At 64.6% G+C, this 19990-nt stretch carries 17 protein-coding genes; 6 read left to right on the top strand and 11 right to left on the bottom strand.

Features of this window, described 5'->3' with window-relative positions:
* Nucleotides 1–116 precede the first annotated feature (116 nt).
* The 3 genes from PCA31118_RS00950 to PCA31118_RS00940 are packed head-to-tail and all read left to right on the top strand — an operon-like array spanning nt 117 to nt 2771.
* Nucleotides 117–1574, top strand: a complete 1458-nt coding sequence (locus PCA31118_RS00950) for a cytochrome ubiquinol oxidase subunit I (RefSeq protein ID WP_150622163.1) — start codon at nt 117–119, stop codon at nt 1572–1574.
* A gap of 32 nt (nt 1575–1606) precedes the next feature.
* Complete coding sequence (gene cydB / locus PCA31118_RS00945) at nt 1607–2605, top strand: cytochrome d ubiquinol oxidase subunit II (protein WP_150622162.1); 999 nt, start codon at nt 1607–1609, stop codon at nt 2603–2605.
* A complete protein-coding gene (locus PCA31118_RS00940; protein WP_150622160.1) occupies nt 2589–2771 on the top strand; it encodes a hypothetical protein in 183 nt (60 codons plus the stop codon). The genes cydB and PCA31118_RS00940 overlap by 17 nt, the downstream gene beginning before the upstream one ends.
* 233 nt (nt 2772–3004) lie before the next feature.
* Here PCA31118_RS00940 and folE read toward each other — a convergent pair whose 3' ends face one another.
* Both folE and PCA31118_RS00930 read right to left on the bottom strand, forming a co-directional pair.
* The gene (folE, locus tag PCA31118_RS00935) at nt 3005–3571 is read right to left on the bottom strand and encodes a GTP cyclohydrolase I FolE (RefSeq protein WP_044458260.1); all 567 of its coding nucleotides are present in this window, start codon (nt 3569–3571) and stop codon (nt 3005–3007) included.
* A gap of 204 nt (nt 3572–3775) precedes the next feature.
* Complete coding sequence (locus PCA31118_RS00930; protein WP_150622158.1) at nt 3776–4708, bottom strand: LysR family transcriptional regulator; 933 nt, start codon at nt 4706–4708, stop codon at nt 3776–3778.
* A 137-nt stretch (nt 4709–4845) separates the two neighbouring features.
* Between PCA31118_RS00930 and PCA31118_RS00925 the strand changes: the two genes are divergently transcribed.
* Together PCA31118_RS00925 and PCA31118_RS00920 are read left to right on the top strand one after the other, a co-directional pair.
* A complete protein-coding gene (locus PCA31118_RS00925; protein ID WP_150622156.1) occupies nt 4846–5265 on the top strand; it encodes a VOC family protein in 420 nt (139 codons plus the stop codon).
* 102 nt (nt 5266–5367) lie between these two features.
* Nucleotides 5368–6072, top strand: coding sequence for a fumarylacetoacetate hydrolase family protein (locus PCA31118_RS00920; RefSeq protein WP_150622154.1), 705 nt, complete (start codon nt 5368–5370; stop codon nt 6070–6072).
* 935 nt (nt 6073–7007) lie between these two features.
* On the opposite strand, the gene glpK is transcribed toward PCA31118_RS00920, so the two are convergent.
* The 4 genes from glpK to PCA31118_RS00900 form a co-directional block, all read right to left on the bottom strand.
* Nucleotides 7008–8510, bottom strand: a complete 1503-nt coding sequence (gene glpK / locus PCA31118_RS00915; RefSeq protein ID WP_150622152.1) for a glycerol kinase GlpK — start codon at nt 8508–8510, stop codon at nt 7008–7010.
* Nucleotides 8511–8645: 135 nt separating this feature from the next.
* Complete coding sequence (gene glpD / locus PCA31118_RS00910) at nt 8646–10133, bottom strand: glycerol-3-phosphate dehydrogenase (protein ID WP_150623621.1); 1488 nt, start codon at nt 10131–10133, stop codon at nt 8646–8648.
* A 361-nt stretch (nt 10134–10494) separates the two neighbouring features.
* Complete coding sequence (locus PCA31118_RS00905; RefSeq protein WP_150622150.1) at nt 10495–11325, bottom strand: DeoR/GlpR family DNA-binding transcription regulator; 831 nt, start codon at nt 11323–11325, stop codon at nt 10495–10497.
* Between the two features lie 223 nt (nt 11326–11548).
* Entirely contained in the window at nt 11549–12061 is a 513-nt protein-coding gene (locus PCA31118_RS00900; RefSeq protein WP_150622148.1) for a hypothetical protein, read from the bottom strand.
* 567 nt (nt 12062–12628) lie between these two features.
* Here PCA31118_RS00900 and PCA31118_RS00895 point away from each other — a divergent pair.
* Nucleotides 12629–13780 carry a glycerate kinase gene (locus tag PCA31118_RS00895; protein ID WP_150622146.1) on the top strand — a complete coding sequence of 384 codons (1152 nt, stop codon included), beginning with the start codon at nt 12629–12631 and terminating at the stop codon, nt 13778–13780.
* A 38-nt stretch (nt 13781–13818) separates the two neighbouring features.
* Here the strand turns inward: PCA31118_RS00895 and PCA31118_RS27470 are convergent, their stop codons facing one another.
* Genes PCA31118_RS27470 through acnD form a run of 5 tightly spaced genes read right to left on the bottom strand, consistent with a single transcriptional unit; the run spans nt 13819 to nt 19904 of the window.
* A complete protein-coding gene (locus PCA31118_RS27470; protein WP_217431225.1) occupies nt 13819–14127 on the bottom strand; it encodes an NAD(P)H-binding protein in 309 nt (102 codons plus the stop codon).
* On the bottom strand, nt 14061–14552 hold the full coding sequence (locus PCA31118_RS27570) for an NAD(P)-dependent oxidoreductase (protein ID WP_425495318.1): 492 nt from the start codon (nt 14550–14552) through the stop codon (nt 14061–14063). Before PCA31118_RS27570 ends, PCA31118_RS27470 begins: the two co-directional genes overlap by 67 nt.
* Nucleotides 14553–14580: 28 nt before the next feature.
* Nucleotides 14581–16065 carry a bifunctional 2-methylcitrate dehydratase/aconitate hydratase gene (locus PCA31118_RS00885; protein WP_150622144.1) on the bottom strand — a complete coding sequence of 495 codons (1485 nt, stop codon included), beginning with the start codon at nt 16063–16065 and terminating at the stop codon, nt 14581–14583.
* A 33-nt stretch (nt 16066–16098) separates the two neighbouring features.
* Nucleotides 16099–17292 (bottom strand): 2-methylaconitate cis-trans isomerase PrpF, encoded by a 1194-nt coding sequence (prpF, locus tag PCA31118_RS00880; RefSeq protein ID WP_150622142.1) that lies wholly within the window; start codon nt 17290–17292, stop codon nt 16099–16101.
* Between the two features lie 11 nt (nt 17293–17303).
* The gene (gene acnD, locus PCA31118_RS00875; protein WP_150622140.1) at nt 17304–19904 is read right to left on the bottom strand and encodes a Fe/S-dependent 2-methylisocitrate dehydratase AcnD; all 2601 of its coding nucleotides are present in this window, start codon (nt 19902–19904) and stop codon (nt 17304–17306) included.
* Nucleotides 19905–19990 lie beyond the last annotated feature (86 nt).

The following is a 19990-nucleotide window of genomic DNA, read 5'->3' as shown; positions in this document are numbered from 1 at the left end:
ACGACTTGTCACGCGTGCTGCGACGCAGCATTACCTAATATGCATGCAAACGAAGGGTGGAATCCATGGATTATCACCCTACAAGACAGGGTTTAATTGCATACATAGAGTGCATCATGACTGCCGTTCCGGAAGCTCTCGACCTGGCGCGCCTGCAATTTGCGTTCACGGTCTCGTTTCACATCGTTTTCCCCGCCGTGTCCATCGGTCTGGCGAGCTTCATTGCCGTGCTCGAAGGCCTCTGGCTCAAGACGCGCCAGCAGCACTACCTGGACCTGTGTCGCTTCTGGTCGAAGGCGTTCGCGGTCTGCTTCGGCATGGGCGTGGTCTCGGGCGTGGTGATGGCCTATCAGTTCGGCACGAACTGGTCGGGCTTCTCCAGTTTCGCCGGTGCGGTCACCGGCCCCCTGCTCACCTACGAGGTGATGACCGCCTTCTTCCTCGAAGCCGGCTTCCTGGGCATCATGCTCTTCGGCTGGAACCGCGTGAGCCCGCGCGCGCACTTCGCGGCGACCTTGTGTGTGGCGATCGGCACGCTCATTTCCACGTTCTGGATTCTCGCGTCGAATAGTTGGATGCAAACGCCGCAGGGCTACGAGATCGTCGACGGGCGTGTCGTCGTGCTGTCCTGGTGGGATGTCATCTTCAACCCCTCGTTCCCCTATCGCCTCGCCCATATGAGCATCGCGGCGTTCGTGGTTGCGGCGCTCGTCGTCGCCGGTACCGGGGCATGGCACCTGCTGCGCGGACGCCGCGACCCGGCCGTCAGGACGATGTTCTCGATGGCGCTGTGGCTGCTGCTCATCTTTGCGCCCCTGCAAGCGTTCGTGGGCGACCTGCACGGTCTGAACACGCGCGAGCATCAGCCCGCGAAACTCGCCGCCATGGAGGGGTTGTGGGAGACGAAGACCGGCGGCACACCGCTCAACCTGTTTGGCTGGCCCGACATGGAGGCCGAGACGACGCGCTACGCACTCGAAGTGCCGCATCTGGGCAGCCTGATCCTCACACATAGCTGGGACGGTGAAGTGCGGGGCCTGAAGGAATTTCCGAAGGACGAGCGCCCTAACGTTCCGCTGGTGTTCTGGAGCTTTCGCGTCATGGTCGGCCTCGGCCTCGCCATGATCGGTGCAGCACTCGCGGCGCTGTGGCTGCGCCGTCGCGGCAGACTGTTTTCCTCGCGCAACTTCGCACGGATCGTGCTCGCCCTCTCGCCGACCGGGTTCATCGCGCTGCTCGCCGGGTGGGTGACGACCGAAGCGGGACGTCAACCGTGGGTCGTGTACGGCGTGATGCGCACGGCAAACGCCGTGTCGCCCGTGAGTGCGCAACAAGTGCAGGTCTCGTTGCTGGTGCTCGTGCTCGCCTACTTCCTCGTGTTCGGCACCGGTGTCTACTACCTACTCAAGATCCTGCGCAGCGGACCAGTACTTTCCGGGCCGTCGAACGGTTCGCCCGCTTGTGAGACCGGCCGTGAGACCGGCCATGCGACGGACCACTTAACACCGCAGGCAGTGCCCGCGATGTCCGGCATGCCCGGTCGCGTAGACACCGAGCGCGCGCACGCGAGCTGATTTCCCCGACACCGATTAATTCGAGAGTTCTCATGGACCTGACCTTAGCCTGGGCCGCCATCATTGCGCTCGGCCTGTTTCTGTACGTGGTGCTCGATGGCTTCGACCTCGGCATCGGCATTCTCTTTCCTTTCTTCCCCGCCGCGCACGAGCGCGACACGATGATGAACTCCGTCGCGCCTGTCTGGGACGGCAACGAGACATGGCTCGTGCTGGGCGGCGCGGGCCTGCTTGCGGCCTTTCCGATGGTCTACTCGGTGCTGCTCTCAGCGCTGTATCTGCCGCTCGTGCTCATGCTCGTCTGTCTGATTTTTCGCGGTGTGGCGTTCGAGATTCGCGGCAAATCGCGTCGCACGCGTCAGTGGTGGGACCTCGCCTTCATCGGCGGGTCGGCCGGTGCGACGTTCTTTCAGGGCGTGGCGCTCGGCGCCTATCTGTCGGGCATTCCGGTCGAGAACGGGCAATTCGCAGGCGATGCGTTCGCGTGGGTCACGGCGTTCAATCTGTTCACCGGGCTCGGTCTGCTCGTCACGTACGCGTTGCTCGGCGCTTGCTGGCTCATCGGCAAAACCGAAGGCGACCTGCAACGTCGCCTGCGCGTGCTGGCGTGGCCGCTGACGATCGCGCTGGTGGTCACGATGGCCATCGTCTCGCTGTGGACACCGCTGCGCTTGCCGCTCGTGGCCGAGCGCTGGTTCGACGACCAGTGGTTCTGGCGCTGTCTGCCGGTGCCGTTCGTGGTGGCGGGGGCAACGTTCGCCATGCGACGGGGGTTACAGCGCGCGCATGACGGCACTCCCTTCTGGCTTGCGATCGGCCTCGTCTTTCTCGGCTATAGCGGGCTGCTCATCAGCGCCTATCCGTATGCGATTCTGCCGGGCGTTACGTTATGGGATGCCGCCGCACCGCACTCGAGCCTGTCATTCACGATGTGGGGCGCAGCCTTCATCATTCCTGTGATCCTCGCCTACACGATGCTGGCGTACTGGGTCTTTCGCGGCAAGGTGACACACGATGCGCACTATCACTGATCTGGTCCGGCCCGGCGTGCGCCGGCAACAGGCACGTGCGGCGCGCGCGCCGTGGCAACAGATGTTGATTCGCTGGGGATGGTTCGTCGCGCTGTGGTGCGCGGGTGTGGCGGGCACGGCGTTGCTTGCACTACCATTCAAACTCATCATTGCAACGGCCAAATAGGAGACATGCGATGCATCGGCTTTCCTTTCCGGACGTGAAGCGTCTGGGCAGTGCAGCGCTCGTTGGCATGACACTCGTCGCCGCTGTTGGTGTCGCACACGCACAAGGCATGAGCGTTTCGTCCCGCTGATGGTCGCTGATGGTCGCTTGGCGGCGTGAACACGAGAAACGAAAACGCCAGCGTCCTGCCGCTGGCGTTTCGCTGTTCCGGCGATGAGATTTTTACCGCACGATCACTTGTCCCGCGCAAGCGCGAGGAACTCCGTGCGCAACGCCAGGTTGGGTTGCAGTTCACCGAGCATGGCAGAGGTCACCGTCTCCTCGCCTGCCGTGCGAATGCCCCGGCTCTCCATACACATGTGACGGCATGACACCACCACGCCGACCGCTTTCGGTTGCAGGTGCGTCATCAGCGCTTCGGCGACTTGTGTCGTGAGACGCTCCTGCACCTGCAAGCGACGCGCGAAGCAATCGACCAGACGCGTGAGCTTCGACAGCCCGACGATCTTGCCGTTGGGCAGATAGCCGATGGTCGCTTTGCCGAAGAACGGTGCGAGATGATGCTCGCAATGGCTATACACGGGAATACCGCGGACCACGATCAGTTCGTTGTATTGCTCTGCCCCGTCTTCGAAGACCTTCAGGACCTCCGCCGGATCCTGGTCGTAACCTGCCGTCCATTGACGCCACGCTTTTTGCACCCGCGCCGGCGTTTCATGCAGTCCGGGACGGTTCGGATCTTCGCCGATGTGTTTCAGGAATCGCTTCCAGTCGTTTTCGTCGAACGTGTCGTGAGACATATCAATCAAGCTCCATTGCATTGGATCCGTAGCGCTGCGTCGCTCGTACTCGCGCATCCCCGCGCCCACGGACATGTGCGCACAATAACAGAGAGTCTCGCCGACCGCATGAAGCCCCTTCAGGGTGTCGGCTAAGGCATCCGCCTGAATGTCGGCTCGGGTATCCACGCGGGTAGCTGCCCTCGCGCGCCCTCGGGAACGGGTTCAGATCCGTGCGGCCGCTTCATTCGCGAGGCATTTCATCAAGGTGTCGACCGCTGCCCGCTTGAGCGCCGACTGACGCACCAGCACGCCCAGTTCGCGCGTGAGCGGCGCGCCGGTCAACGGCAGTATCCGAACGCCATGGACGCCTGCGGTGCCGCCCGCTCTCGATGACTTGCCGGTTGCAGCCTTCGCCTCGACGGGCAAGCCGATGAGCGTGGCCGGCACGATGGACCAGCCCAGTCCCGCGCGCACCATGCGCAGAATGACCTCGGGTTCGTCCAGTTCCACCCCTTCGCGCACCCAGAGCCGGTGGCGCCGCAGATACCGGTCGACGAGATCGCCCCCATACGAGCGCCGGTTGTATCGCACGAACGGCAACGTCGAGGCCCAGTCAGCCACCTCGCCACGCATGCCCTTCGGGGCAATCGCCACGTACGGCTCGTTCATGAGCGTGAGCCACTTCATGTCCGCCGGCACCCCGATCCGTGGCCGGATCATGACGGCAAGATCGAGTTCTTTGGCGTCGAGTTGTGCGAGCAACTGCACCGACATGCCCGGCACGATGTTCAGGTGAGGCATCGCGCCGAGCGCCGTCCACCGGCGTACTGCGCCGGGCAACAGACCGAGTTGCACGGTCAGAATGGCGCCCACGTGAATGGGCGCGAGCGCCGCCTGCCCGCCGAACGCCGCGGTGTCGCCCCGCATCGCCTGATACCCCGCGATGACGGTTTGCGCCTGAACAAGCAGGCGGCGCCCGTCATCGGACAAGGTCACCGCACGCCCGGTGCGCTCGAACAACTGCACGCCGAGATCGTCTTCCAGACGCTGAATCTGGGCGCTCACAGCCGACTGTGTCAAACCCAGGCGCGCGCCGGCCGCCGAGAACGACGCCGTTTCGGCAGCCGTGACGAAGGTTTTCAGGTAGCGGATCATGTATCGAAAATTTTGTGTCTGAGCGGTCGAAATATTCGTTTTTCATTATTTTTATCGATGGATAGAATTTACAGCAAATCTGCGCCCTCATCGGCGCACACAGGATCGCTCAACCCCACATGACCCCGGAGACTTCCATGGCCACGCCGCTTTTCCACCTCGCCTTTCCCGTTCACGACCTCGCCGCCGCCCGCCAGTTCTACGGCAACGTCATGGGCTGCGCCGAAGGTCGCAGCTCGGAGCATTGGATCGACTTCGATTTCTTCGGACATCAACTCGTCGCGCATCTCTCGCCGGACGAAGCGGGCAAGCGCATCACCAACCCGGTTGACGGCGACGACGTTCCCGTTCCGCATTTCGGCGTTATCCTTGACATGCCCGCATGGCATGCCCTGGCCGAGCGGCTGCGCGCCGCAGGCACGCGCTTCGTGATCGAGCCGCATATTCGGTTTGCCGGGCAAGTGGGCGAGCAGGCCACGCTGTTCTTCTACGACCCGTCGGGCAATGCGCTGGAGTTCAAGGCGTTTGCCGACATGTCGCAGGTCTTTGCCAAGTAAGTGGCAGTCCGCTGGCAACGGGACACGTTCCCGCAGTCCAGCGACTGATGTTGATTCGTGCTTGTCGTCGATATTCGTTTTACATCCGCCGAGAGTTTTCTCATGAGCCAATTCGTTATTTCGGCCCCGCCTCAGGCGTCGGTCGCCGTCGCCGGCAGCGACGCCCGCTTCCCCGTTCGCCGCGTGTTCTGCGTTGGCCGCAACTACGCCGCGCATGCCCGCGAGATGGGCAGCAACCCGGACCGCGAGCCGCCTTTCTTCTTCATGAAACCGGCGGACGCCGTGGTGGCCGCCGAAGGCGTGCTGCCTTACCCGCCGCTCACGAGCGAGTTGCATCACGAGATCGAACTGGTCGTCGCCATCGGCGCCGACGGCGAGAATGTGGACGCGCGCGATGCGCTGTCGCTGGTGTGGGGGTATGGCGTTGGCGTGGATCTGACGCGTCGGGATCTTCAGCAGCAAGCCAAGGACACGCGACGCCCATGGGATTGGGGTAAGGCTTTCGACGCCTCGGCGCCCTGCGGCCCGCTGCACGCCGTGGCAGAAGTCGGTCATCCGAAGGAAGGCCGCGTGTGGCTCGACGTCAACGGGGAAACGCGGCAGACCGGCGACCTCAACGAACTGATCTGGTCGGTGCCCGATCTGATCGCCGAGATTTCTCGCAGCGTCAAACTCGCCGCCGGTGACCTGATCTTCACCGGCACGCCGGCTGGTGTCGGCCCGCTGGAACCCGGCGACAAGGTCAGCGCAGGGGTGGCAGGCGTTGGCGAAATCGCCTTCACCGTCGGCAAGAAACCCGCCGCCTGACCGAAGCCTGTCCGGGCGAGGGTGACGATTGGACAAGTCACCCTCGCCGCCTGCCTGTTCCCTACCTGTCCTGCCTACCCCTTGCGTGACGGCAAGGATATCCACAGCAACTGTTGATAACCCTTTGCATAAGTCGCATGTCGACGTCGCAATCGCCCGTCGGCATTGACTGTCAAGTGCCCTGCCTAATTTGCCGTCAATTTGGCTGTCATTCGTGTCATTGACGCGCGAGAGCCGTGGCAACGACGACAGTCGTTTGCTGGCTACACCGCAGCCCATCCCTCGTGACGACGGGAATACCGCCACGCGACATCTGCGACTCGCCTGCCCTTGCGCTCGCCCTGCATTCGATCGCGCTTTCAAACCTGAAACGTTTTTCGCCACGTGGCGGAAGCGCCCCCGTTTCGATTAACGAACTTCCTTGTCGATTCAATGAGTTGCGCGCATTGGCATGCTTCTCGCATCAGGGAAGAGGCAAGCCGTCCGCACTCGGGGAAGTCTCTTCGCCAGGCCGACCGCCTCGGGAATCACGCCATGCACGCCACATGGCCCCGGCACGCCCGATGCCTATCCCCTTGCCGGGAGCGCCCCGAGTGTGGACGGATTTGCACCAGTCATCGCGCACGACATCTGCGACGCGATGCGCCTGGATGAGGGGAAGTCTACGGGGAGAGGATCATGCAAATGCGCCGCACCGGGCCTTGCGCCCTAAGTCCCTGCGTCAGGTCGCTCGCTCCGGCGAGTCCGGCCAAGTCGGCCCGTCGGCATCCGCGCGAGCGGTGCGCCAGCTGGCGGCACCGCCGGCACGACGCCATCGGTGACCGCCGTCATGTCGCGCCCGGGCGGGCGTTGCGCTGAAATCTCCCTCGTCAGGCGACTTCAGCATTTCTCGGTCGAGCACGCGGATATCGGTCAGATCGGACCGATGTCCGCGCTCAACTATCTTCAGCCCACGCCTTCGCGGCGCGCACTGCGCGTTGCCACCCGCCGACCGCGCGACTGACATCGCTCTCGGAGAGCTGGCGCGCGAAGCGCCGCTGCAACTGCCACTGACGTTGCAACGTGTCGATGTCCGGCCAGTACCCCACTGCCAGCCCCGCCAGATAGGCGGCCCCGGCAGCGGTCGTCTCGATCACCCGGGGACGCACGACGTCTGCGCCAAGCAGATCGGCCTGCCATTGCATGAGCAGATCGTTGGCGGCAGCGCCCCCGTCCACGCGCAACTCCGAGACGTGCAGACCGGCATCGGCTTCCATGGCGCGCAGCACGTCGAGTGTCTGGAACGCGATGCTGTCGAGCGCGGCGCGCGCGACATGCGCGGCGGTCGTGCCGCGTGTGGCGCCGAACAGCGTGCCGCGCGCGTGCGGCTGCCAGTGCGGCGCGCCGAGTCCGGCAAAGGCCGGCACCAGCACCACGCCGTCGGCGTCGGGCACGCTCGTGGCGAGCGCTTCGACGTCGCGCGAATGGCGAATGATGCCCAGCCCGTCACGCAACCACTGGACCACCGCACCGCCAATGAAAATACTGCCCTCCAGGGCGTAATCGACACGATTGCCGATTTTCCATGCCACGGTCGTGAGCAGATTGTGGCTGGATGCCTGTGGCTTGTCGCCGGTGTTCATCACCATGAAGCAGCCGGTGCCGTACGTGTTCTTCACCATGCCCGGCGAGAGGCACATCTGCCCGAACAGCGCGGCCTGCTGATCGCCCGCGATGCCTGCAATCGGTACCGGGGCGGAGAATAGCGGCGTGGCGGTGTGCCCATACACTTCGCTCGACGAACGCACTTCGGGGAGCATCACACGCGGCACGTCGAGGAGCGCGAGCAGTTCGTCGTCCCAGTCGAGCGAGTGGATGTTGAAGAGCATTGTGCGCGAGGCGTTCGACACGTCCGTCACATGAAGCTTGCCGCCCGTGAGATGCCACACGAGCCAGCTATCGACCGTGCCGAACGCGAGATGTCCTGCCTGGGCCGCCTCGCGTGCGCCGTCGACGTGATCGAGAATCCAGCGGATTTTGCTGCCGGAAAAATAGGAGTCGATACGAAGACCGGTGCGGCTCGCGACCAGCGCTTCATTACCCTGCGCGCGCAGCTGCTCGCAGAAATCGGCCATGCGACGGTCTTGCCACACGATGGCGTTGTACACCGGCTCCCCCGTGCGGCGATCCCAGACGATGGTGGTCTCGCGCTGATTCGTGATGCCGATGGCAGCGATGTCCGTGCCGCCGATACCGGCGTGCGTCAGCGCTTCGGCGGCCACGCCGGCCTGCGTCGCCCAGATCTCACGTGGATCGTGTTCGACCCACCCCGGGTGCGGGTAAATCTGGCGAAACTCCTTTTGTGCGGTCGACACCACATGACCATCACGATCGAACAGCAGCGCTCGCGAGCTGGTCGTGCCCTGGTCGAACGCGAGGATGTACGCGCCTGCTGACATTGCCTTCGTCTCCTTGGTTCCTTATGGTTTTGTGCGCCGCTCACTATGAGGACAGTGCGACACAGCGCGACGATGATGCGACGACGATGCGACCACACTGCGACTGCCGCACGGTGGCTGCCGTGTGACAGGCGCTCAGGCCGCCATTTCCAGATGCTGCGCGAACCACCTCGCCACCGCCGCCTCGCCTTCCTTGCCGACGTGCAGACCGAGCTTGGTCCGGCGCCACAGCACGTCCTGTGCGGTGCGTGCCCACTCATACTGGACCAGATAGCGCAGTTCGGCCTCGTAAAGATCGCCGCAGATGCGTTGGCCGAGACCGTCGAGCGAGTCGGCGTCGCCCACCAGCACATGGGTGCGCGTGCCATAAGTATGGGCGTAGCGATGCGCCAGCGACGCCGGCAGCCACGGCATTTGCGCACGCAGCGAGGTCTCGAAGACGCCCGCGTCCGGCTCAGCCATATCGCCGCCCGGCAACGGCGCACCCGCCGTCCAGTCGCCATGCGTGAAGCCGAGCGCGCCATGCAGGTGAGACATGGCTTCTTCCGCAAGACGGCGGTAAGTCGTGATCTTGCCGCCGAACACCGACAGCAGCGGCGCGCGCGTGCCGGGCGCATCGAGTTCGAGCTTGTAATCGCGCGTGACCGCCGACGGGTTGGAGACGTCCTCCTCCATCAGCGGGCGCACCCCCGCATACGTCCACACGACATCGCTTTGCGTAATCGGCCGGGTGAAGTATTCGCTGGCCGATTTGCACAGATAAGCCACTTCGTCATCGTTGATCGCCACATTGCCCGGATCGCCGAGATACTCGATATCGGTCGTGCCGATCAGCGTGAAATCGCGCTCGTACGGAATGGCGAAGATGATGCGTTTGTCGGGGTTCTGGAAGATGTACGCGTGGTCGTGATCGAACAGCTTGCGCGTGACGATATGGCTGCCCTTCACGTTGCGGATGCGATGCGTCGCGCTCTGACGCAGCACGTCTCCGAGCAAATGCCCCACCCAGGGCCCGGCCGCGTTGACGATGGCGCGCGCGCGAACCGTCTGCTGCTGGCCCGTTGTCGTCTCCAGTTGCGCAGTCCAGGAATGCTCACCACGCTGCGCCCCGACGAGACGCGTGCGCGTGAGAATCGTGGCACCGCGCTCGGCGGCGTCTTGGGCGTTGAGCACCACCAGACGGGCATCCTGCACCCAGCCGTCAGAGTAGACGAAGCCACGGGTCAGATCGCGCCGCAGCGGCGCGCCCGCCGGGTGCTCGCGCAGATCGATGCCGCGCGAACCCGGCAGAATTTCGCGCCGGGCCAGGTGATCGTAGAGAAACAGGCCTGCGCGAATCATCCACGCCGGACGCAGATTCGGCATGTGGGGCATGACGAAGCGCAGCGGCCACATGATGTGCGGCGCGGCTCGCAGCAGCACTTCACGTTCTTGCAGCGCCTTGCGTACCAGCCCGAATTCGTAATATTCGAGGTAGCGCAGACCGCCGTGAATCAGCTTGGTACTGGCAGACGAGGTGTGCGACGCCAGATCGTCCTGCTCGACGAGCAACACCCGTAGACCGCGTCCGGCGGCGTCGCGCGCAATACCCGTCCCGTTGATCCCGCCGCCCACGACCAGCAGATCATAGGGGGCCGACGGAACGGCAGCGCTCGACGAGGCAGAAGGGCCGGCCTGCGCTTGAGCGGCCAGTCCGAGGGGCGAAGACGATTGGGCGGATGTCTGCACGACGCTACTCCGAGCGATGTGGGTCAAATCAGGAAAGTTCGGAAATGTTCGTTTTTGACGAATGATTGTTCGTTTACGAACATTGATCTTCGAATTCTAACAGATCACGAAAAATGAGTTTCGAATTCGCACATTTCATTGGGCCGATGTGCGAATTCGCGTGATTCAGTGTGCCCTCTCCTTCCTGTGCACCGCCCGCGGGCGTTCGGCACTCGCCGAATGACCCGACGAATGACCGACCGAATAATCCGGTCGGTCAGTGCGCCACGTGCACCAGCGTGCCCGCCTCCTCGATCACGGCCTGCATGGCGGGAGGCACGGGGCGGTCGGTAAATAGCGCGTCGATTTGCGACAGATGCCCGAGCCGCACGAGCGCCGGGCGTCCGAACTTGCTATGGTCGGCCGCGAGAAACACCGTGCGGGACTGCGCGATGATGGCTTCGGCGACCCGCACTTCGCGGTAGTCGAAGTCGCGCAGCGTGCCGTCGGCGTCGATGGCGGATATGCCGACGATGCCGAAGTCGACCTTGAACTGGCGGATGAAATCGAGCGTCGCCTCGCCAGTGACCCCCTGATCGCGGGCGCGCACCACGCCACCGGTGATGATGACCTCCGCGTCGGCGTAGCCGCTCATCATGGCCGCCACGTGCAGGTTGTTCGTGATGACGCGCAAGCCCCGATGACGCGATAACGCCCGCGCCACGGCCTCCGTCGTGGTGCCCAGGTTGATGAACAGCGAGGCGTGATCGGGAATCTGCTCGGCAAGGCGCACGGCGATGCGACGTTTTTCGTCGGCCAGTTGCGTCTGGCGCGCGTCGTAGGCCTCGTTCTCGGCGCCGCCCGGCAGGCCGACACCGCCGTGGTAACGGCGCACCCACCTGCGTTCGGCGAGGAAGTTGATGTCGCGGCGGATCGTTTGCGGCGTGACGTCGAAGCGAACGGCCAGTTCGTCGACCGTCAGAAAGCCGTCGCGGCGAACGGCATCGAAGAGCGACTGCTGTCGCGCATTGAGCGAGGTCTGAGCAGCGTCAGCGGATTCGACAGATTCTGCGGGTTCGAGTGAGTCAGCGGATTCGGTATGGGACATCGGCACGCACGCGGATAAAAGCTCTCGCGCAGCCGGGTGGCCGCGCGTTCGCCGTCATGATACTCCGCCGTTGTATGACGCCACAGTGACAGCAGCATGACGGCGGTGCGCGGCGAAGCCCGAGCCCGTGGGGCCTGCGGGAAGGGGTGCAGAATGGCCCGCATCGACGGAATCGAACAAATGAACCGACCGGCCGACCTACGCGAGGCGGGAACGCCTTGCCTCAGAGGCACTGACGCACGGCGTCTGCGAGCGATTGCGGTCCGGTCGAGCCGAGGTAGAGCGCCCCTTCGCTGCCCGGTTTGTGTGGCGCAAGATCGAGAATGGCGAGGATGCCGTCGTCGTTCGACGACAGTTCGAGCGTCTGGCCGGTGCCCGCTTTCGTCCGCTGAAGACGCGCGTACGGCAACTGCTTCTTCCAAAGCCGTGCCGTGCAGGCACTGACCCGCACGAGTGTCTTCTTCGAGGAGCCCTGCCAGACCGCGCCGTTGTTACGGGCGTCGTCGACCGTGTCGCGATACGCGGGCAGCGTCTCGACTTTTACGTTTTCCGGTGCAACGTCGGCGACGCTGCCCACAGGCGGATCGTCGGGCGACGCCACGACGGGGGCCCGTTGTGCACACCCGGCGAGCAGCACGACCAGCACGACCAGCGTTAAGCCGGCGAGCGCCGTCGCACGTGCGAACCCACGCTGCGCCCCACGTTGTGCCTTACGCATAGCGTCGGAATTCGTCATGATGCCCCGGTCCATGGCCCCGCTCCACACTGGCAAATCGTTGTCGCACGCCTCAGCCCGGCATCGCCCGCAGCCATGACGGGCGGGGCGTTCGGGTGATCTCATGCGGAATCTGATCGAGGCGCGCCATGCCCGACGACCTGGAGGATGTCTTGATGCACCCATGCCGGGCCGTCACACGCGCCGTGTTGTTCATTGATATTGACTGGCGCGCCGTCGCCTCCGCTTGCGCTCGCCGGGGCTCGCCAGCGAAACGAACCCCACGCAACGCAGCCTATCGGGCGACGTACTGCCAGTAGGCGCTCATCTTACTCGTGTTATTCATAGCATGGCAATTCACGCAATGCGCGCAGGCCCGAATCGCGTATATTGCTGGTTTCTGTCACACTGCGCCGCACCGCCTCGCGTCCCACCCATTGCGAGCCGACGTGCGCCCCGCTCACCGGAGACCGGACTCACCGTCCGACCGGCACGCCATAAGCGAAAACCACAAGCGGAACGAGTTCGCCTCGCAGCGCACGTGAACCCTGCCAACCCGTATCACTTTTTGCGACTGTCCCGATTTCCATGTCCAGCAATGCGCAAGCCCCGATCATCGTCATCGCTCCCGATTCGTTCAAAGGTTCGCTCAGTGCCCCCGAAGTGGCGCAAGCCATTGCGTCCGGCATCGCGCGCGTGTTGCCGCAGGCCGATCTGCGCCTGCGTCCGATGGCCGACGGTGGGGAAGGCACGCTCGACGCGCTGCTCTCCGCCGGCGGACGCCGCGTGCCCTTGTCGGTGCGCGGTGCGGGCAATGCTTCGGTGACGGCCGAGTACGGGATCATGCCGGATGGCACGGGCGTGCTGGAAAGCGCCAATGTCGTGAGCATCACCGATCCGGTCGGCATGCAGACACCGGTGGCCGAACGCTCGACGTTGGGGCTGGGCGAGTTGCTGCGCGCGTTGCTCGACACGGGTGCACGCCGCGTGCTGATCGGTCTGGGCGGGAGCAGCACGAACGATGGGGGTGCGGGGCTGCTCGTCGGGCTCGGCGCCCGTCTGCTCGATGAAGCCGGCGCTGAAGTCCAACCGGTGCCGGCTGCACTGCATCGCGTGGCATCGATCGATCTGAACGGACTCGACGCCCGCCTGAAGGATTGCGAACTGATCGCCATGTCGGACGTGAACAATCCGCTCAACGGCAAGCAAGGCGCGACAGCCATCTTCGGGCCGCAAAAGGGCGTGAGCGAAGCGCAGGTCGAACCGCTCGACCGCGCCATCGCGCATTTCGCCGGCCATGCGCATCGTGCGTTCAACGCCAGTGAAGCCGCGAGCCGCGCAGGCGCCGGCGCGGCGGGCGGGCTGGGTTTCGCGCTGCATCTGCTCGGCGCGCAGTTCCGCTCCGGTGCGGAAGTGGTGGCCGAACGTGTGGGCCTGCCGCAAGCCGTGCAAGGCGCCGACTGGCTGATTACCGGCGAAGGTCGCAGCGATGGGCAGACGCTGTCGGGTAAAACGCCGATGATCGCCGCGCAGGTCGCCATCAAGGCCGGCGCCACGGCGTCGCTGCTCTCGGGCGCGATCGACCGCAGCGCACTGGAGAGCCTCTCACGCGTGTTCTCCGGATGCTTCTCGCTGACGTTCGGCCCGATCACGCTGGAAAAGGCCATTGCCGACGCCGCCGGTCTGCTCGCCGACAGCGCGGAACAGATGACGCGTCTGCGCTATACGCACAAGGGTTGACGCGCAGGCGGTAACGCATGATGTTGTGTGACCTCGGGTCAGGCGAACCTATCCCCGTTGTAAATCACCGGCATCTGGTACCGCCACCGGCACCAGATGTCGTCGCGCGTCATTAGATCGGCCATAAAGTGTGCGACATTGATGCGGCTGGTCTTGCCCGCGTCGAATATCGCGTTGCGCATTGGCGAAGGATGCGTCTCGTACGCGGTGACCTCAGGCTCGTCGGTCAGACTGTCCGGGCGCACCACCACCCATTCGACTCTCGGATCGTGATGACCGATCACGGTGCGCAGAAAGTCGGCGGCCTGTTCGTTGTCCGCATGCGGTGGTACCAGCGCCCGCACCATGCCGAGGGCCCATCGGTGTGCCAGCGATACCGGCTCGGCGAGATCCCGGTTGCGAATTCTGCCGTATTCATCAACACGAACCGTACCGGCAACGTGCGTCCACGTGCTTCGATCACCTGGCAAAGCCGCCGCGTCGTCTCGGTGACGAGCCTGCGCGGCTCACCGTATATGCCCCGAAACGTCGGGTTGTGGCCAAGGCACGATGCGAGCGCTTCACAGCCGTCAACCTGCGTTGCCAGGACCTCATCGCTCAGATCGAGCACGCTGCCCTGCATTAGCGTCAGTCGCGGATCGGCGGCAAGCGTCTCCAGCCCCGCCGGCGAACGCACGATTGCCCGCACGCGCCAACCGCGGCCAAGCAGTTCGTGCACCAGCCTTCGGCCGGTCGCGCCGCTAGCGCCGACGACCAGTGCCGTGCGGATCATATGCGCGGATGTCACACGTGTCGGCGTGTCATACCATCAGGTCGACAAACTGATGCACAGGCATCGCTTCGAGCCGCTGCCGGTCCAGAGCCACATCGAGAATCCGGGCCTGGGCGCGCGCAGCGAAGCGCCGCGCGAGATTCGTCCGGAACTTCTCCACGAGCAACGGAATCCCCTCGTCGCGGCGCCGCTTGTGACCGATCGGATATTCGACGAGCACTTCGTCGAGCGTGGTGCCGTCGGCAAGCGTGACGCTCAGGCCATTGGCAATCGAGCGCTTGTCGGGATCGTGATAGTCGCGCGTGAACTGCGGATCTTCCTCGCATACGATCTTCGCGCGCAAGGCGTCGATACGCGGGTCGGCGGCCACATCGTCCTCGTAGTCCGCCGCCGTCAATCGGCCAAACAGCAACGGCACGGCCACCATGTACTGAATGCAGTGATCGCGATCGGCCGGATTGGCGAGCGGCCCCTGCTTGTCGATGATGCGAATCGCCGCCGCGTGCGTGCGAATCTTCACCGAACGGATGTCCTGCGCGCTACGTCCCATCGCCGCCAGTTGACGGTGCAACGTCATCGCCGCCTCGGCCGCCGTCTGCGCATGAAACTCGGCGGGAAACGCGATCTTGAACAGCACGTTCTCCATCACATACGACCCGTAAGGACGCTGGAACACGAAAGGCTTGCCTTTGAAGAGCACGTCGTAGAAGCCCCACGTCCTGGCCGTCAACACCGACGGATAGCCCATCTCGCCCGCGCGCGCCATGAGCGCCAGACGCACCGCGCGACTCGTGGCGTCGCCCGCCGCCCACGACTTTCGGCTGCCGGTGTTCGGTGCATGCCGATAGGTCCGCAGGCTTTGACCGTCGACGAAGGCCAGCGAAAGCGCGTTGATCAGTTCGTCGCGCGACAACCCCAGCATCTCGCCGACGACCGCCGTCGACGCGACCTTGACCAGCACCACATGATCGAGGCCGACCTGATTGAACGAATTCTCCAACGCCAGGCAGCCCTGAATTTCATGCGCCTTGATCATTGCCGCGAGCACATGACGCATCGTCAGCGGCGGCTGTCCCTGCGCAATTGCCGTGCGCGAGAGCCAGTCGGCCGTCATGAGAATGCCGCCGAGGTTATCCGACGGATGCCCCCATTCGGCGGCAAGCCACGTGTCGTTGAAATCCAGCCAGCGGATCATCGCCCCCAGACTGAACGCCGCCTGCACCGGATCGAGCTGATACGGCGTGCCGGGCACCTTCGCGCCGTTCGGAACGATGGTGCCCGGCACGATCGGACCGAGCAGCTTGGTACACGCGGGATACGACAGCGCTTCGAAACCGCATCCGAGCGTGTCGATGAGACAGTGGCGTGCGGTCTCGAAGGCGAGATCGCTGCGGATCTCGTACGTCAGAACGTAGTCGGCGATATCGGTCAGCACCGCGTCAGGGGGAGGCGGCCCATTCCATTGCCCTGAAGGGCTGGATGGGCCGGATGGATTCGAATGACCTGCGGACATCGACGACCTCCTGTGACGCGGAACCGTTGACGATCAGAAGGCGTCTGCGGGAATGCGAACCCAGCCTTCCATCAGCACACGGGCGCTGCGGCTCATGATGGCCTTGGTGACCGTCCATTCGCCGCCGTCTTCCTTCGCTTGCGCGCCCACGCGCAGCGTTCCCGACGGATGACCGAAGCGCACCGCGTTGCGCTCGCCGCCGCCTGCCGCCAGATTCACGAGCGTGCCCGGAATCGACGCGGCCGCGCCAATACAAACCGCAGCCGTACCCATCATCGCATGATGCAGCTTGCCCATCGACAGCGCCCGCACCAGCAGGTCGACATCGTCTGCGTTCACGGCCTTGCCGCTCGACGCCGTATACGCCGCGGGCTTCGCCACGAAAGCCACCTTGGGGGTGTGCTGTCGCGTCGCCGCTTCCGACACGTCCTTGATCAGACCCATGCGGATCGCGCCGTACGCCCGGATCGTCTCGAACATTGCGAGCGCCTTGGGGTCGCTGTTGATGGCGTCCTGCAACTCGGTGCCCCTATAGCCGATGTCCTCCGCATTGAGGAAGATGGTCGGAATGCCGGCATTGATGAGTGTCGCCTTGAACGTGCCCACGCCGGGCACTTCCAGGTCGTCGATCAGGTTGCCGGTCGGGAACATGGCCCCGCCGCCCTCACCGTCCTCCTCGGCGGCCGGATCGAGGAATTCGAGCTGCACTTCGGCGGCGGGAAACGTCACGCCGTCGAGCTCGAAGTCGCCCGTCTCCTGCACCGCACCGTCCGTCATCGGCACGTGAGCGATGATGGTCTTGCCGATGTTCGCTTGCCAGATCCGCACGACCGCCACGCCATCGCGCGGCACGCGCGCCGGGTCCACGAGACCATTGCTGATCGCGAAGGGACCGACGGCCGCCGACAGATTGCCGCAATTGCCGCTCCAGTCGACGAACTTCTGGTCGATGGACACTTGCCCGAACAGATAGTCCACATCGTGCTCCGGTCGCTCGCTGCGGGCGATGATGACCGTCTTGCTGGTGCTCGACGTGGCCCCGCCCATGCCGTCGATCTGCTTGCCATACGGGTCGGGGCTGCCGATGACACGCATGAGCAGCGCGTCGCGCGCGGCGCCCGGTGTCTGCGCGGCCTCGGGCAGGTCCTGCAAGCGGAAGAACACGCCCTTGCTCGTGCCGCCACGCATATACGTGGCGGGAATACGGATTTGTGGCTGATGCGCCATCACGTCTCTCCTCAGGCAGCGGCCTGCGACGATTCCAGAAAGTCCTGCGCGAAGCGCTGCAACACCCCACCCGCCTCATAGATCGACACCTCTTCGGCCGTATCGAGACGGCAGGTCACGGGCACGTCGACGCGCTCGCCATTTTTCCGGTGAATGACCAGTGTGAGATCGGCACGCGGCGTACGCTCGCCGACGACGTCGAACGTCTCGCTGCCATCGATGCCGAGCGTCTTGCGATTCGTGCCCGGCTTGAATTCCAGCGGCAAAACGCCCATGCCGACCAGATTGGTGCGGTGAATCCGCTCGAAGCCTTCCGCGACGATGGCCTCGGTCCCCGCCAGACGCACGCCCTTGGCCGCCCAGTCGCGCGACGAGCCCTGACCGTAGTCGGCCCCGGCGATCACGATCAGCGGCTGCTTGCGCGCCATGTACGTCTCGATGGCTTCCCACATGCGGGTGATCTTGCCCTCCGGCTCGATGCGCGCGAGCGATCCGGCCTTGACCTGTCCGTCGACCACGACCATCTCGTTTTTGAGCGTCGGGTTGGCGAACGTGGCGCGTTGCGCCGTCAGATGGTCGCCGCGATGGGTCGCATACGAATTGAAGTCCTCTTCGGGCAGCCCCATCTTCGCGAGATATTCGCCCGCTGCGCTATCGGCCATGATGGCGTTCGACGGCGACAGATGGTCGGTCGTGATGTTGTCGCCGAGCACCGCCAGCGCGCGCATGCCGCGCAACGTGCGCTCACCGGCCAGCGCGCCTTCCCAGTACGGCGGGCGGCGGATATACGTGCTCTTCTCGCGCCACTCGTACAGCGGTTCGGCGCGCTCGCCATGCTCGACGGACGCGGCAAACATCGGTTCGTACACGCGGCGGAACTGCTCCGGCTTGACGCTGCTCGCGATGATCGCGTCGATTTCCTCGTCGCTCGGCCACAGGTCGGCGAGTTTCACCGGTTTGCCGCTCGCGTCCACGCCGAGCACATCCTTTTCGATATCGAAACGGATCGTCCCGGCGATCGCATAGGCCACCACCAGTGGCGGCGAGGCGAGGAACGCCTGCTTGGCATACGGATGGATGCGACCGTCGAAGTTGCGGTTGCCCGAGAGCACGGCCGTGGCATACAGATCGCGTTCGACGACTTCCTTCTGAATCACCGGATCGAGCGCCCCCGACATGCCGTTGCACGATGTGCACGCGTACGCCACCACGCCAAAACCGAGCTTTTCGAGTTCCGGCAGCAGGCCGGCGGCCTCCAGATACAACGTCACGGCTTTCGAGCCCGGGGCGAGCGAGCTCTTGACCCACGGCTTGCGCACGAGGCCAGCCCGGTTGGCATTGCGCGCGAACAGGCCCGCTGCAATCATGTTGCGCGGGTTATTGGTGTTCGTGCAGCTCGTGATGGCCGCAATGATGACGGCGCCGTCGGGCATGCGGCCCGGCTCGTTCTCGACTTTGCCGCTAATGCCGCGCGCGGCCAGTTCGCTCGTCGGCACGCGCTTGTGCGGGTTCGACGGGCCTGCGATGTTGCGCACCACACTCGACAGGTCGAACCGGAGCACGCGCTCGTACTCGACCTTCGTCAGACTGTCGGCCCACAGGCCCGTGTGCTTCGCGTAGGTTTCGACCAGCGCGACGAGGCTATCGTCACGGCCGGTGAGCTTCAGATACTTGATGGTCTGGTCGTCGATGGAGAACATCGCTGCCGTCGCGCCAAATTCCGGCGCCATGTTCGAGATCGTCGCGCGATCGCCCAGCGTAAGGTTCGCCGCGCCTTCGCCGAAGAACTCCAGATAGGCGGAGACGACCTTTTCCTTGCGCAGGAACTCGGTGAGCGCCAGCACGATGTCCGTTGCCGTAATGCCCGGCTGCGGCTTGCCCGTGAGCTCGACGCCGACGATATCGGGCAGACGCATCCAGGACGCCCGACCGAGCATCACGCTCTCCGCTTCGAGTCCGCCGACGCCAATGGCGATCACGCCCAGCGCGTCGACCATCGGCGTGTGCGAGTCGGTGCCCACGAGCGTGTCGGGATAGGCCACGCCGTCCGTGACCTGAATCACCGGGCTCATGCGCTCCAGGTTGATCTGGTGCAGGATGCCGTTGCCCGGCGGAATGACGTCGACATTGCGAAACGCCTTCTTCGTCCAGTTGATGAAGTCGAAGCGGTCTTCGTTGCGACGATCTTCGATCGCACGGTTCTTCGCGAAGGCATCCGGATCGAAGCCGCCGCATTCGACGGCCAGCGAGTGATCCACGACGAGTTGCGTCGGCACCACCGGGTTGACCAGCGCCGGATCGCCGCCTTGCGCCGCGATGGCGTCGCGCAGACCGGCGAGATCGACCAGCGCTGTCTGACCGAGAATGTCGTGGCACACCACACGGGCGGGAAACCACGGGAAATCGAGATCGCGGCGTCGCTCGATCAGTTGCCTGAGCGAATCGGTGAGCGTGGCCGGATCGCAGCGGCGCACGAGGTTTTCCGCGAGCACGCGCGAGGTGTACGGCAGCGTGTCGTACGCGCCCGGCGCGATGGCGTCGACGGCAGCGCGGGCGTCGAAGTAGTCGAGCGACGTCCCGGGCAGGGATTTGCGGTATTCGGTATTCATCATGTGAGGAAGGTGTCGGCCCGGCCGGTTGCGGTGTGGCGCGAAAGGAAGATGGCGCATCGCGCCCGGGAGTCGGGCGTCAGCGGGAA

Source organism: Pandoraea captiosa (genome assembly GCF_902459775.1).
GTDB classification, from domain to species: Bacteria; Pseudomonadota; Gammaproteobacteria; order Burkholderiales; family Burkholderiaceae; genus Pandoraea; species Pandoraea captiosa.
Note: the sequence above shows the minus strand (reverse complement) of the source record. Positions and strands in the feature narration are given on the sequence as shown.